Genomic DNA, 14421 nt, shown 5'->3' with positions numbered 1-14421 from the left:
GTCAACTATTACGCCAGCATTGCGTTGATAGGCGCTGTACCTTATTTCACCAATTAGTTCGCTACTTACCAACTCGCAAACGCAACGCTTGCGCCGCTTACCCGCATGAATACAATGCTTTACATTTTCGACCTACTCAAAATCATCCTGCCGGCTCTAATCGTAGCCGGGTCCGTTTTTTTGCTGATTCGGCAATACTTAGAAAAGGAGCAGCAGCGTCGGCTTATTGAGTTGCGCCTGCAAAGCACCAAAGAAGTGCTGCCCGTACGTTTGCAAGCGTATGAGCGCGTGATCTTGTTGCTGGAGCGCATCACGCCCAATAACCTGCTAGTGCGTCTGAACAGCGCGGGGCAGTCGGCCTCCGAGTTTCACCGCCTGCTGCTCCAGGAAGTGCGTGCCGAGTTCGAGCATAACCTCAGCCAACAGCTATACATGAGCCCCGATGCGTGGGAGCAGGTAAAGCAAGCCAAGGAACACATCCTGTCCCTAATTAACAAGGCCTACCAAGGGGTAAACGCCCCGCAGCAAGCCCGTGGCACGGAGCTAGCCAAGCGTATTCTGGAAGGGTTGATTGCAGATGAAACAGACCCAACTGCGCAAGCCATCAACATTGTAAAACGCGAAGCGGCCAGCCTATTTTAAAATTGGGTTTGGCTCTTGCATAAATAAGCTCGACAGCATTTGCCTCAGGAATGCTTGGAAAGAAGAAAGCCCATCTGACAATCAGATGGGCTTTCTTTTTAGTCATATAGAGCAAGTGAAAACTGCCTTAAACCACAGCTAGTTGGCTAGCAATGGCTTTGTGGTAACACGCTTCGTAGAGCGGTACAATCTTCTCAACATCAAATTCCTCGGCGCGGGCGCGAGCGGCGGCTTTAAACCTAGGTAGGTTATCATCCTGTAGGATGAATAAGGCTTTCTGGACCATGTCTTTCACGTCACCGATGGCGCTGATGCTGCCGGTTACGCCGTCAACGTTCAGCTCAGGAATACCGCCTGCGTTGGTGCTGACCACGGGCACTTCGCACGACATAGCTTCTAGAGCAGCTAGGCCAAAGCTTTCCTTTTCCGAAGGCATCAGGAATAAGTCGGCCACACTGAGTACTTCTTCCACGGCTTCAAGCTTACCTAGGAAGCGGACATCATTGCTGTGTTCTAGCTCCCGCACCACTTTCTCAATGCGCTGACGATCTGGCCCGTCGCCGACCAGCAGAAGCTTAGCGGGAATCTGCTCCCGCACACCGGCGAAGATGCTGATAACGTCATCCACGCGCTTCACCGAGCGGAAGTTGGACGTATGCACCAGCAGCTTTTCGTTCTGGGGCGCAATAGCAGCCCGGAAGTGCCCTTTGTTTTGCTTCTTAAAGCGCGTCAGGTCAATGAAGTTAGGGATGACCTCGATATCTTTTTCGATGGCGAAATGCTGGTACGTCTCGGCCTTTAGGTCAGCCGAAACGGACGTCACCCCGTCGCTCTGGTTGATGCTGAAGGTAACAACCGGCTCATAGCTAGCATCCTTGCCCACCAGCGTAATATCGGTGCCGTGCAGCGTGGTGATGAACGGTACACTAATGCCTTTAGTCCGCAGAATCTGTTTGGCCATGTACGCCGACGAAGCATGCGGAATAGCATAGTGCACGTGCAACACGTCGAGCCTTTCGTTCTGCACGATATCGACCATCTTGGAGGCTAGGGCTAGCTCATACGGAGGAAATTGGAAGAGTGGATAAGGCGGCACATACACCTCGTGGTAGAAGAGGTTCTCGTTGAAAAAGTCGAGGCGTACGGGTTGGCTGTACGTGATGAAGTGCACGCGGTGGCCGCGCAGAGCTAGAGCTTTACCTAGCTCGGTAGCAACAACGCCGGAGCCGCCGAAGGTGGGATAACAAACAATACCGATGTTCATGGTGATAGAAGGGGCGGGCAGTAGCGCGAAGCTCCAGCTTCGTGCCTCGTTGAACGTCTATCGGGAGAGCGGCGCACCTCAAGCCACTCTCCGAAGGGCGAAGCTGGAGCTTCGCACCGTAAACAAAAATTGGCGGCAAGTCATCTACCTAGATGCTTACCGCCAATTACGGATCAAGGGTTGTAAAAGTGCGTGGAACAACACATCAGGTCTTGAGTAAAGACTTATAAATCACGTCATGGATGCGCGTGCGGATGTTGTATTGTCGCAACTTATTGTTGCCCGCATCGGGGTACACCCGATTGGAAAGAAAGATGTAGAGGATTTTGTTTTCAGGATCGAGCCACACGCAGGTGCCAGTGAAGCCCGTATGACCAAAGGTGCTCGCTGGAGATAGGTTAGAAGTGGGACCTTCTGCCTTTTCAGGCGTGCCATGGTCCCAGCCTAGGCCGCGGCGGTTATTGGCCGTCTGCGACTTTGCAAAGTCCGTTACGACCGGCGTCTGGAAGTAGCGCTTTCCCCCATACTGCCCGTTTTGCAGATTCATCTGCATCAGAATGGCTAGATCATTGGCGTTTGAAAACAAGCCCGCGTGCCCGCTGACCCCGCCCACCATAGCCGCGCTCTGGTCGTGCACGGTGCCTTGTAGCTGCATGTGCCGGTAATACGTGTCGTTTTCCGTGGGCGCGATGCATGCTTGTGGAAAGTGCTGCAACGGGTTGAAAGTCATAGTGCCCAGACCTAGGGGCTGGTAAAAGGTTTTCTGCAGAAACTGCTCAATGGGCTGTTGCAGAATCTTTTCGGCCACGTGCTTCAGAATGATAAAGCTCAGGTCGCTGTATTCTACTGGGTACTTGCCTTTGACCTTGGGCAGCAGCGTTGAGCGCTGAATCCACGTCCAGACAGAGTCGTCGGCAGTTTTGATGCTGTAAGTGCCAGGTGCTACTTCGTTGGGGAAGTCGCCCGTGCGGGCACTGGCGTAGAAGGTCGGCTTAAGCCCCCCTTTGCTCACGGTGCGCTCCCAGGTCGGGATGCCGGGCTTGAGGCCTGCTTGATGCAGCAGCACGTCGCGCACGGTCATATTCTGCTTGTTAGTACCGCGCAGTTCAGGCAGGTACTCCACCAGTTTAGCATCAAGGTTCAGCTTACCCTGGTCCTTTAAGTACATGACCGCTTGTAGGGTTCCTGCTACTTTAGTGACGGAAGCTAGGTCGTAGAGCGTGCTTTCGTCGATGGGGCTTTTCTTGTCGTACGTTTGATAGCCGTAGCTCTTGTCGAATACGACGGCGCCGTTCTTCGCTACGATCACCTGGCAACCAGGTGCGGCCGCATACGCTGCCATTTCAAGCGTCACGTTGTCGATCTGGCTCAGCACTCTGGAGTCCATGCCCTCGCTCTCGGGCGTAGCATAGCGCAGGCGTTGCAAGTCAGCGGTTTGAATACCTAGTCCTGCTTTTAGTGTAGGCGACACCGTTACGGGTAAGCGGCCACGGGCGGGTAGGGCACCAAACAATACCTGTGGCAATACTAATTGCGACGGGTAATTGTCTTCGTAGCCACAAACCAAAGTGCGGGCGCCTTCTAAGTATTTCAGGGAGTACGCGTTACCCATGGCTACCACCACGGTTTTGATGCGCTTGTTGGCCTGGAGCTGCTGTAAGAACTTCAAGGCGCCTTCCCCAATGCCGTAGCTGTGGGTCGGCGTGTTATTCATGTTGTGCAAGCTTACTACCACCGTATTGTAGGGAGCTAGCTGGGTGGCAATGCGCGCAAAAGTAGAATCAACAGCGTAGCGATTCGGGACGGAGTACACGGGCCCTGCCTGGTACTTATTCATCATGTCGCCGTAGGTACTACCGACGGGCGAACCGATAGTGACGGCCGCAATGCGCAGGGTGTCCAAACGCGTGAAGGGAAGAAGCTTATCCTCGTTCTTGGCTACCGTTACAGCGTGCTCGTAGATCTGCTGCTGTACCGTGCGGCTAAGCGGCCGGTTCAGGTTCTGCATCAAATTCGGCAGATCTACCGGACGATAGTGGTTTAGCCCTGCCCAATATTTCGCCCGCAAAATCTTGCGTACCCGGAAGTCGATTTCTTCCTGCGTGATGCGGCCGGTAGTAATAGCTTCCCGAATTTTCTGTTGGGCAATCGGCACGTCCTCCGAAAACAGCAGTACGTCGTTGCCGGCCACCAGCGCCATGGCATCTACTTCGCCGGGTTTGTAGAGGTTGGCAACGCTACGCATATTAAGTGCATCGGTGAAAACCAAGCCCTTATATGCCATTTTTTCCTTCAGCAGACCAGTCACCAGATTCCTCGACAGCGTGGTGGCTTGGGTACGCACCGTGTCGAAGAGTGGCATATAAAGGTGCGCCACCATCACCCCCATCACGCCAGCCTCAAACGACTGTTGGAAGGGGTAAAGATCAATGTTGGTAAACCGCGCCATGTCGGTATTAATGACCGGCAGCGAGACGTGCGAATCAATATCGGTATCACCGTGACCCGGAAAGTGTTTGGCGACGGCGATAATCCCGTGGTCTTGCAGCCCCTTGATGTAGGCAACCCCTAGCTTTGAGACCTGATCTTTATTCTCGCCAAAAGAACGGTTTCCAATTACCGGGTTCGCAGGATTGGAGTTGACGTCGATGACGGGGGAGAAGCTCACCTGTACGCCCAAGGTCTTCATCTTGAGCGCAATTTCGCGACCCATCTGATACACGTACTGGTCGTCGTCAGTAGCTCCTAGGGTCATCTCCTTGGCAAAGTGCATGGAGCTGTCGAGGCGCATGTCGAGACCCCACTCTGCATCGAGGGCGATGAGCAGTGGCACTTTGGCTTCTGCCTGGTAGCGGTTGGTGAGGATAGCCTGCCGCCGCGGGCCACCCTGCAAAAACATAAGTCCACCGATATGGTAATTACGAACTAGGTCGTCGATGTGCTGAGCGTGCTTCTTATCCTTATTAGAATACGCCGCCACCATGAACAGCTGGCCGATGCGCTGGTCGGGTGTGAGCGTGTTCATCACGCTGTCAACCCAGTTTTGCTCGGCCGCCGTAATAGGCCGTTCACCTTTGTCGTTGGGGGCGGAGGAAGAGATTAGTAGACCCGTAACGGCCAGTAAAAGCAGTAAGAGTCTAATCCGAAAATCCTTGAGCATCGGCTCCCGTGATGATAACGTAATGTTGAATTCGAGCGGAAATAGCCCTACTTTTGTCTACTATTGAAAGCAATAAACGCCTCGTTGGCGGCCATTTTAGCTGCCTCCGCGGTGGCGTCAAACGTTCCCAAAACACCGATGCGGAATTCCACTCGGTGCTGCGCAAACAAAGGTTGGCCGCGAAGTTACGGATTATTTCCCGAGGCCAAATGTAGCTTCGACCTCGCCGCGCCACTTTTGCTTTTGTTAACCTATTCATTCTCAACTTCAGTTCCCGGCCCATGGCGGACGTGATTCAGTTGCTCCCTGAGTACCTTGCCAATCAGATTGCGGCAGGCGAGGTGGTGCAACGCCCGGCCTCAGTGGTCAAAGAGTTGTTGGAAAATGCTGTGGATGCTAAAGCCACGCAGGTTCGCTTGATCATCAAGGAAGCGGGCAAGCAGCTCGTGCAAGTAGTCGACAACGGCGCGGGCATGTCGCCCACCGATGCGCGGATGAGCTTGGAGCGCCATGCCACCAGCAAGATCCGTTCGACGGAAGACTTGTTTAAGATTCGGACCCTAGGTTTTCGCGGCGAAGCGCTGGCCAGTATTGCCGCTGTGTCGCAGCTCGAGTTGCGCACCAAGCAGCGCGACTACGATACCGGCACGCTGCTGCTGGTGGAAGGCTCGCAGGTAACCAGCCAGCAGCCTGTGGCCTGCCCCGATGGCACGAGCATCTCGGTGAAAAACCTCTTCTACAATGTGCCCGCTCGGCGTAATTTCTTGAAGAGCAACGCTGTAGAGATGCGTCACATCCTGGATGAGTTTCAGCACGTGGCGCTGGCTAACCCACAGATTTCCTTCTCCCTGCACCAGAATGAGTTAGAAGTGTTCAACCTACCGGCTGGTAAGCTCAGCCAGCGGATTGTGGCGCTGCTTGGCAATGGCTACAAAGAACAGCTAGCTCAGTGCGAGGAAGTGACGCCGTTTATCAGCGTGAAAGGCTACATCGGCAAGCCCGAGTCAGCGAAGAAGAGCCGCGGTGACCAGTTCTTCTTTGTTAATAACCGCTTCATTCGCTCGGCTTACCTGAACCACGCCGTGCTAGCTGCCTATGAAGGCCTATTGCCCCGCGATACGCACCCCTTCTACGTGCTGTTTCTGGAACTTGACCCCAAAACGATTGACATCAACGTGCACCCCACAAAGACGGAAATCAAGTTTGAGGACGAGAAGACCGTGTACGCTATTGTGCGAGCAGCTGTGAAGCAGTCATTGGGGATTCACAATATGGCGCCTTCCCTGGATTTTGAGGGGGACGTCAACTTTGCGCCCATCCAGCCGCTACGTATTTCCGATACCGCAAAAAATAGCTTCGATACAAACTTCCGCCCTGATGCGTTGGCTTCGGCCGCGGCTCGGGCGGCGGCTACGCCGAAGGAAGCTAGCTCGGCCAAGGAAAAGGTTATCCCCGAGCGGAATGTACCACCGCGCCCAACAGAAGAAGCCAAGCGTGGCTTAGAGGATTTCTACCGCTCCCTGGGCCAGACGGTGGTGCCCGACGTGCCCGCCACTCCTCCGACGAATCCCTTCGCGAAAGACAATCCTGCTCTGCCGAGGCCAGCAGAACCAACCGAACCTGCGGCGGCCGAATTGCCGCTGCGCGAGAGCAGCAGCGGTCCTGGCAACCGAGTGGTGCAGGTAAACCAGCAGTACCTGTTGGTGCCAGTAAAGTCGGGTGTGATGCTGATCGACCAAGCAGCGGCACGGGAGCGTATTCTGTATGAGCAATATACGCAGGCGCTGGAGCGAGAGAGTGGCCTGTCGCAGACGTTGTTGTTTCCGCGGACCGTTACCTTTTCGCCCCAGGATTTTGCGGTGCTGCGCGAAGTAACCGATTCGTTGCATGCCCTAGGTTTCCGTTTTACGGAGTTCGGCCCCAACACCATCGCCGTGGAAGGCATCCCGGCCGACGTACCTGCCCGCGACGAGAAGGAACTGTTCGAAGGCCTGATCGAACAATTTCGCATGAATGCTAGCTCGGTGCGGCTCGACCGTCGGGAGCAAATGGCGCGTGCTCTGGCCCGGCGAGTAGCTAGTAGCAGCACCGGTAGTCGGCTAGCAGAAGTAGAAATGAACACCCTCGTCGACAAATTATTTGCGTGCTCGGTACCTAGCTACACGCCCGACGGCCGCCGCACGTTGGTCTTGCTGGAACTTAGTCAGTTACAAGAGTTTTTTCGTAAGGGGTAGCCAGCGGTGCGAAGCTCCAGGTTTGCGCCGCGTTAAACGATTTGTGCTGAGGCTAGTTCAACTCATGACCTTCACCGATTCGCGAAGCTGGAGCTTCGCGCTACCTTGCATCCCATGTTCAATCTTACCCCGACGGTTCGGCTTCTCCTGTTTATCAACGTCGGTATCTACCTGTTGCAAACTCAGCTAGGGCCGCAAGTGTCATTGTTTGGAGCGCTGTATCCGATTGGCTCTATTCACTTTCAACTCTGGCAGTTTCTGACCTACATGTTCTTGCATGGTAGCTGGGGGCATATTCTGTCGAACATGTTCGGCTTGATCTCCTTCGGCCCACTACTGGAGCAACGCTGGGGAGGAGAACGGTTCCTGGTATTCTGGCTGATTTGCGGCCTAGGTGCGGGGATGCTTTACTCTAGCGTAAAGTACTACGAGCTGCATCAAATGAACGAGGCGCGAATTGCATTTAAGGAGCACCCAACGGGCGTTGGCTTGGTAGATTTCTTCGAGAACTACTACCCCGAAGCTAGTGGTTATCAAACAGTCGCATCGGCGCTACAGCGGAACCCTAACGATCAAGGGCTTATCAGTTCGGCCAACGAGACATTACAGGCTGTGTATAGCGAAAGCCTCAACTCGCCGAATGCTGGGATGCTAGGTGCTTCGGGGGCACTGTTCGGACTCTTGTTTGCGTTTGGCTATTTATTCCCGAACACGGAGCTCATGTTGCTCTTCTTTCCCTTTCCAATTAAAGCCAAGTATTTTGTCACGCTTTATGCGCTCTACGAGCTGTACGGGGGTATTCATCGCACCCCAGGCGACAATGTGGCGCACTTCGCTCATTTGGGCGGATTGTTGATTGGCTTTATTGTGTTAAAATTCTGGGAGCGGGGCCGCTCGCAGTTTTATTGATTTCTTTGTCTCATGAGTATTCTCAATGACATTCGCACTGCCTTCGACCGCCGTGATAATGCGCTGAACCAGCTGCTGCTGATCAACGTGCTGGTGTTCGTGGCTTTGATTCTGATCAGAGTCGTGACATTTATCGGCGGTAGCGGCGAGTTGTATGAAGATGTCGTGCGCATCTTTAGCCTGCCCTCGGAGCCAGACGCGTTGCTGCGCCGCCCTTGGACGGTGCTCACGTATGCTTTCCTACACCAAGGCTTTCTGCACATTATTTTCAACTTACTAAACCTCTACTGGTTTGGCTCGCTGGTGCGTGAGTACCTCGGCGACCGGAAACTGGTGAGCCTTTACATCCTAGGTGCATTAGTAGGGGCGGTGTTCTTTCTGCTCAGCTACAACCTGATTCCGGTCTTCCGCATGGGGCCGCCAGCCGAAGTGCTAGGTGCTTCGGGTGCCGTAACGGCCATCATCGTGGGCGCGGCCACGTTGCTGCCAGATTATACGTTCAACTTGTTTCTGTTCGGGCCCGTCCGCATTAAGTACATCGCGGCCGTTGTTGTTCTCATTTCTCTAGCTGGCATCGATGGAGGAAATGCGGGTGGCGAAATAGCCCACATTGGCGGCGCCGTTCTAGGTTTTGTGTTTATCAAGCAGCTACAGCGTGGCACCGACCTAGGTCGTCCGGTGCAAGCCGTTGGCGATTTTGTCGGTAGCGTGTTTAGCGGCCGGCCGCGGCTGCGAGTTACCCACCGTGGCCGAACGGAGGAACCCACTTCTGCCCGTCGCGGCACGGTAGTGAAGCCTGAACAGGATGAGATTGATCTGATCCTAGATAAGATTTCGCGTTCAGGCTACGAGAGCTTATCAAAAGACGAAAAGCAAAAGCTGTTTCGGGCGAGCCAGAAATAAGAGGAACATACAGCGGTAAAGAAAAGACCCACCTGAACGCTCAGGTGGGTCTTTTCTTTACCGCTGTATTGCTACACGGAATGAATTACGCAGTGGCTGATGCCATTTTATCCAGCGCATCCATCACTTCCTTCACATGGCCCCGCGACGTTTCGAGCAGTGCTTTCTCTTCTGCATTGAGCTGAAGCTCTAGCACCTTTTCGATACCGTTTTTGCCTAGGATAACTGGGGCACCTAGGTACACGCCATCAATGCCGTACTCGCCTTCCAGCTTCAGGCATACGGGGAACACGCGGCGTTGGTCGCGCACAATAGCTTCTACCATCTGGGCGGCTGCCGCGCCGGGTGCATACCACGCCGAGGTGCCCATCAATTTCACTAGCTCGCCGCCACCTACTGCGGTGCGCTGCACGATAGCATCTAGAGCTTCTTTACCAATCAGTTCGGTTACCGGGATGCCGCCTACAGTGGTGTAGCGGGGTAGGGGTACCATGGTATCGCCGTGGCCGCCCATAAGTACCGCCTGAATATCTTTCGGACTCACGTTGAGCGCTTCAGCCAGGAAAGCGCGGTAGCGGGCCGTATCTAGGATGCCGGCCATGCCAAATACCTTATCCCGTGGCAACCCTGACGTGAGGTGCGCCTGATAGGTCATCACGTCGAGCGGATTGCTCACTACGATGATGATGGCATTGGGCGAGTACTTCACCACTTGCTCCGTGACCGATTTCACGATGCCCGCGTTAGTTGAAATCAGGTCATCGCGGCTCATGCCGGGCTTGCGCGGTAGCCCCGAGGTAATAACGACCACTTCCGAGTCGGCGGTGCGGCTATAGTCACCGGTTACTCCGATGGTGCGGGAGTCGTAGCCGATAACGGGTGATTTCTGCCAGATATCGAGTGCCTTGCCTTCGGCAAAACCTTCCTTGATATCCACTAATACAACTTCATTGGCGATTTCGCGGGTGGCGAGAACGTCGGCACAGGTGGCGCCTACGTTTCCGGCTCCAACTACAGTTACTTTCATCGGTGAACGGATTGGGGTGAAGGTTGGGGTACGTGTAAATGTAAGTAAAACCCGTTCACTTCAGCAGTAGATTTTCCAATAACGCAAGTAGTTGCACAAGCTGAGCGGCAACGTACAAAAAGCTAGAGCCTTATGCTTTGCTCGCGCGCAAAACCAGCACTTGCTCCGTTTCCGGTGTTACTTTATAGCGTTCATCGGGGCGATGCCCGATAACCCAGGCAATACGGCCATCGGCGTTGACCAGCACCCGCACATCCTCTTTTAGGTTCAGCGGTACTTTTTGGTCGATCAGAAAGTCGGATAGCTTCTTCTTTCCTTTCATGCCAATCGGCATAAACCAGTCGCCATCTTGCCAGCGGCGCACCGTCAGCGGAAACTGAAGGCGGTCGGCATCGAGGGCAGTTTCATTGCGACCACGCGGTATGGTGAAGCCTTCCGCTTCGCGCAACGTAGCCGTCAGGCGCAAGCCATCGGCGATAAGTTCCGGTTGCCCAACCATCAGCTGATGCGTGCCGAAGCGAGCTAGGTTTTTACGCGTGATAACCAGCTGGTCGCGGTCTTTCACCAACGTATGCGTGGGCGACTCAAACTGCCGGCCGGCCGGAGCTTTAAAAGCGGCGACAATGTCTTTCACTACCAAGTACGAGAAGTTGAAAGGCCGCAACAGTTCGTGCAGCACCAGCGCGACGGCGGCGGTGGCTTGCAGCCTCACAATGCTGAGGTAAGTTACCTCATCTTCTACTGTTTGTGCTTGAGCGGCCGTGTCCGCTACATAGCGCCGCACGATTTCCTCGGCGCCGCCCACGCGCTCGGCGGTGTATTGCAACGTTTGGTCGAGGTTGGGGTTGATGTCGCGCAGCACGGGCATCACGTCGTGGCGAAGGCGGTTGCGCTGGTAGGTGGTGCTATCGTTAGAAGAATCTTCACGCCACGTAAGCCGGCGCTCAACCACGTAGTCGAACAATTCTTCCTTGCCGATACCTAGCAAAGGGCGCACGATGTAGCCGTTCTTGGCTGGAATGCCGTGCAAGCCCGCTAGCCCCGTGCCGTGCGTGAGATTCAAGAGCATGGTTTCGGCGGCGTCGCGCTGGTGGTGAGCGGTGGCAATATAGCTGAGTTGCTGCGTCTGCCGCAGCCGCTCAAACCACTCGTAGCGCAGCACGCGCGCAGCCATCTGAGTTGAAATGCCTTCTTCTTCCGCAAAAGCTTTGGTTTGGAAGAACTCGGCGAAGTAGGGCACGTCGTACTTTTTGGCCAGCTTGCGCACAAAGTCCTCATCCGCATCGGCTTCTTCGCCGCGGAGGCCGAAGTGGCAGTGAGCAATGGCGAACTGTACACCTAGCTTGTGCAGCACGTCCGCGAGGGCAACGGAATCGATGCCGCCGCTCACGGCCACGAGTAATGGATCGGTGGTAGGGGAGAAGAGCTGGTGCTCTTCAATAAATTGGCGAACTTGGTCGAGCATAGATAGGTTGATTCTGGCGCAGCCTGCCGCTGCAATCCGGATTACTTCGCGTAGGGCGAGGACACTACAATACAAAGATGGGCGTTACCAGTCGGCCTTCCGTACCTTTGCGCCCAAATGCCATTCCGTAAGTCACTTTATCTTCTTCTAGTTGTGCTTTTGCCTGTGCTAGGCATGGCCCAACAGCGGCCCGTTCCGCGCCCGGCTATCCCGCCCAAAGGCCAGCGTATTGAACTGCTGACGGCCGCCGAGCTAATTGGTGGTTCCTTCAACGGTGTTACTATTCGAAAGCTAATCGGCAACGTAAGCTTCCGCCAAGGTACTACGCTGCTTTACTGCGACTCGGCTTACCAATATACCGAACGCAATGCGCTGGAAGCCTTCAGCAATGTGCGTATCATTCAGAATGATACCGTGACCATCACCGGTGACCGAGGTACGTACGACGGCGATACGCGCAAAGCCCGTATGACAGGCAACGTAGTGATGCGCGACCCGAGCATGACGCTCACCACTCCCGCCCTCGACTACGATCTGAGCACGAACCTAGCTTACTACAACACCGGCGGCCACATCGTTGACCCCGAGAATACGCTCGACAGTCAGTTTGGGTATTATAATACCACGTCCAAGGTCTTTAGTTTTCGGCGCAACGTGCACGTCGTCACGAAGAGCAACGAAATCAACAGCGATACGCTGCAATACAACACGGTTTCGAAGGTGACTTACTTCTTCGGGCCGACGCGTATGAAAGACAAGCTCCAACGGACGCTTTATGCCGAAAATGGTACCTACAACACCATTACCAAGCTAGCTAACTTTCAGCGCAACGCGAAGATCGAAACGCCGGAGTATCTGCTTGGTGGTGACAAGCTCACCTACGACCAGAACACCGAATATGGCTTAGCCACGGGCCACGTGTCCATGACGTCGAAGAAGGACAACTTGGTGATTCGCGGCGACGTGGGCCGCTACTGGCGCAACCTAGGTCGCACCAAAGTATATGGCAGTCAGCCCGTGTTGCGCAACATCTCGGGGAAGGATACCATGTACCTAGCCGCAGATACCTTGCTGAGCATAGAGCCGAAGCAGCCCCAACCAGGTGTGAAAAGCGTGCTCTACGCTTACCGTAAGGTGAAGATCTTCCGGGGCACGATGCAGGGCTTGTGCGATTCGCTCACCTACGACCGCCAAGATTCTATCATCTACTTGAACCGCAACCCTATTCTGTGGGCTGATAAAAACCAGTTGACGGCGGATAGCATGGAAGTGCGGCAGCGGCGGAGTAAGATTGACCAGATCAGGCTCTACGCCAACTCGTTTGTAGTAGGCCAAGATACCTTGCTCAACTTCAATCAAGTGCGAGGCCGCAACATGGTGGCCTACTTCGCCGAAAATAAATTGAAAAAAGTGGACGTGCTTGGCAACGCGGAGAGCCTCTACTATGCTCTTGAGGGCGACACAGTCGTGTCGGGCGTAAATAAAGCCTTAAGCGCAAACATGGCCATGCGTTTTGCCGAGAGCAAGCTGCAAAGTATTTCCTTCCTGACGAACCCCGATGCTAGCTTTATCCCGCCGCCAGAACTCAAGCCCGAAGATGCGAAGCTGAAAGGGTTTGCGTGGCGCGCAACGGAACGACCTACGCGCCGTCAGGTGTTAGGCAAACATTTCGCGTTGCCTGTCAAGCCAAAGCCCAAAGCGAAGTCGAAAACGAAATCGAAAGCCAAAACCACCAACTCGAAGAAAGCAACGACGCCCAAAGCACCCGGTGCCAAGCCAACCCCGGCCAAAGCGCCTGCTCGTCCGCCCGCTGCCCGTTAGCTATCTGACGCGCAGCCTTTGATTCGGTTTTACCATCTGTTATCTTTGTCCCCCTTATGCTGACTTCCCGTCCGATATTCTTTCTTCTGCTGCTGAGTACGTTAGTTCTTGGCTCTTGCTCGGGCTATCAAAAGCTACTCAAGAGCTCCGACGTGAATGCGAAGTACGAAGCAGCCATCAAATACTACGAGAGTGGCGACTACTTCAAGTCCGGTACGCTGCTCGAAGAACTTATCCCGGTGCTGAAAGGCCGGCCAGAGGCAGAGAAGGCCCAGTTTTACTTCGCCAACACCAACTACAAGCAGCGCAACTACACGCTAGCGGCTTATTATTTCAAGTCGTTTTACGATACGTATCCAAACTCCCAGTACACGGAGGAGGCTACGCTGCTGCACGCTAAGTCTCTGTTCCGCGACTCGCCTAACTACGAGCTAGACCAAACCAATACCTATTCGGCCATCGAGTCGATTCAGGAGTTCGTGACCCGGTATCCGGAAAGCAAGTACAAGCAGGAAGCCGATAACATGACGCAGGAGCTGCAGAAGAAGCTGGAGAACAAGGCGTTTCAGAGTGCTGAGCTGTATTATAACGTCCGCTACTACCAATCAGCTGTGGTGGCCCTAACGTCTTTTCAGCAGCAGTATCCAGCCTCTAGCTACAACGAGCAAGCCGCTTTCCTAAAGCTGAGCGCGCAGTATAACCTAGCCAAGGAAAGCGTAGAAGAAAAACAACGGGAGCGGTATTTGGAAGCTGTTGCCTTTTACCAGGCTTTCATCGATACCTATCCGCAGAGCCGTAACCTGAAAGCAGCTGAAAACATGTACGATCAAAGCCGTGATCAGCTAGCGAAGATGAAGGAAGCCAAATCCACGGCAGCGAATCAGTGAAAATGATTGAATAGCTGAACGATTGGATGATTAAAGAGTTGATTGATAAGTAGTCGACTATCTGTTTTCCAGTCAATCAGCCATTTGGTCATTCAACAAACAACAATTT

The 14421-nt window shown here is 54.3% G+C and carries 10 protein-coding genes; 6 read left to right on the top strand and 4 right to left on the bottom strand.

What is annotated here, in order from left to right; translation table 11 throughout:
* The first annotated feature begins 105 nt into the window (after positions 1-105).
* Positions 106-642: a hypothetical protein gene (locus SD425_RS20345; protein ID WP_324671864.1), complete on the top strand. Its 537-nt coding sequence runs from the start codon at positions 106-108 to the stop codon at positions 640-642.
* Positions 643-769: 127 nt separating this feature from the next.
* Here the strand turns inward: SD425_RS20345 and bshA are convergent, their stop codons facing one another.
* On the bottom strand, positions 770-1906 hold the full coding sequence (bshA, locus tag SD425_RS20340) for an N-acetyl-alpha-D-glucosaminyl L-malate synthase BshA (protein ID WP_324671863.1): 1137 nt from the start codon (positions 1904-1906) through the stop codon (positions 770-772).
* A 205-nt stretch (positions 1907-2111) separates the two neighbouring features.
* Positions 2112-5066 carry a glycoside hydrolase family 3 N-terminal domain-containing protein gene (locus SD425_RS20335; protein WP_324671862.1) on the bottom strand — a complete coding sequence of 985 codons (2955 nt, stop codon included), beginning with the start codon at positions 5064-5066 and terminating at the stop codon, positions 2112-2114.
* A gap of 281 nt (positions 5067-5347) precedes the next feature.
* Between SD425_RS20335 and mutL the strand changes: the two genes are divergently transcribed.
* The 3 genes from mutL (at position 5348) to SD425_RS20320 (ending at position 9112) form a co-directional block, all read left to right on the top strand.
* Positions 5348-7300, top strand: coding sequence for a DNA mismatch repair endonuclease MutL (gene mutL, locus SD425_RS20330; protein ID WP_324671860.1), 1953 nt, complete (start codon positions 5348-5350; stop codon positions 7298-7300).
* 114 nt (positions 7301-7414) lie between these two features.
* On the top strand, positions 7415-8209 hold the full coding sequence (locus tag SD425_RS20325) for a rhomboid family intramembrane serine protease (protein ID WP_324671859.1): 795 nt from the start codon (positions 7415-7417) through the stop codon (positions 8207-8209).
* 12 nt (positions 8210-8221) lie between these two features.
* Positions 8222-9112, top strand: coding sequence for a rhomboid family intramembrane serine protease (locus SD425_RS20320; protein ID WP_324671858.1), 891 nt, complete (start codon positions 8222-8224; stop codon positions 9110-9112).
* Between the two features lie 85 nt (positions 9113-9197).
* Here the strand turns inward: SD425_RS20320 and mdh are convergent, their stop codons facing one another.
* Positions 9198-10139: a malate dehydrogenase gene (gene mdh, locus SD425_RS20315; RefSeq protein ID WP_324671857.1), complete on the bottom strand. Its 942-nt coding sequence runs from the start codon at positions 10137-10139 to the stop codon at positions 9198-9200.
* Positions 10140-10269: 130 nt separating this feature from the next.
* Positions 10270-11604, bottom strand: a complete 1335-nt coding sequence (gene tilS / locus SD425_RS20310; RefSeq protein WP_324671856.1) for a tRNA lysidine(34) synthetase TilS — start codon at positions 11602-11604, stop codon at positions 10270-10272.
* Between the two features lie 153 nt (positions 11605-11757).
* Between tilS and SD425_RS20305 the strand changes: the two genes are divergently transcribed.
* Both SD425_RS20305 and SD425_RS20300 read left to right on the top strand, forming a co-directional pair.
* Positions 11758-13425 carry an OstA-like protein gene (locus SD425_RS20305; protein ID WP_324671855.1) on the top strand — a complete coding sequence of 556 codons (1668 nt, stop codon included), beginning with the start codon at positions 11758-11760 and terminating at the stop codon, positions 13423-13425.
* Between the two features lie 56 nt (positions 13426-13481).
* Positions 13482-14312, top strand: a complete 831-nt coding sequence (locus tag SD425_RS20300; protein WP_324671854.1) for an outer membrane protein assembly factor BamD — start codon at positions 13482-13484, stop codon at positions 14310-14312.
* Positions 14313-14421: the final 109 nt, after the last annotated feature.

It is taken from the genome of Hymenobacter sp. GOD-10R (assembly GCF_035609205.1).
Classification (GTDB): domain Bacteria; phylum Bacteroidota; class Bacteroidia; order Cytophagales; family Hymenobacteraceae; genus Hymenobacter.
Note: the sequence above shows the minus strand (reverse complement) of the source record. Positions and strands in the feature narration are given on the sequence as shown.

Bases quoted from the DNA above. Each gene is read 5' to 3' on its own strand.
- SD425_RS20345 (WP_324671864.1), top strand. From the start codon at position 106: ATGAATACAATGCTTTACATTTTCGACCTACTCAAAATCATCCTGCCG.
- bshA (WP_324671863.1), bottom strand. From the start codon at position 1,906: ATGAACATCGGTATTGTTTGTTATCCCACCTTCGGCGGCTCCGGCGTT.
- SD425_RS20335 (WP_324671862.1), bottom strand. From the start codon at position 5,066: ATGCTCAAGGATTTTCGGATTAGACTCTTACTGCTTTTACTGGCCGTT.
- mutL (WP_324671860.1), top strand. From the start codon at position 5,348: ATGGCGGACGTGATTCAGTTGCTCCCTGAGTACCTTGCCAATCAGATT.
- SD425_RS20325 (WP_324671859.1), top strand. From the start codon at position 7,415: ATGTTCAATCTTACCCCGACGGTTCGGCTTCTCCTGTTTATCAACGTC.
- SD425_RS20320 (WP_324671858.1), top strand. From the start codon at position 8,222: ATGAGTATTCTCAATGACATTCGCACTGCCTTCGACCGCCGTGATAAT.
- mdh (WP_324671857.1), bottom strand. From the start codon at position 10,139: ATGAAAGTAACTGTAGTTGGAGCCGGAAACGTAGGCGCCACCTGTGCC.
- tilS (WP_324671856.1), bottom strand. From the start codon at position 11,604: ATGCTCGACCAAGTTCGCCAATTTATTGAAGAGCACCAGCTCTTCTCC.
- SD425_RS20300 (WP_324671854.1), top strand. From the start codon at position 13,482: ATGCTGACTTCCCGTCCGATATTCTTTCTTCTGCTGCTGAGTACGTTA.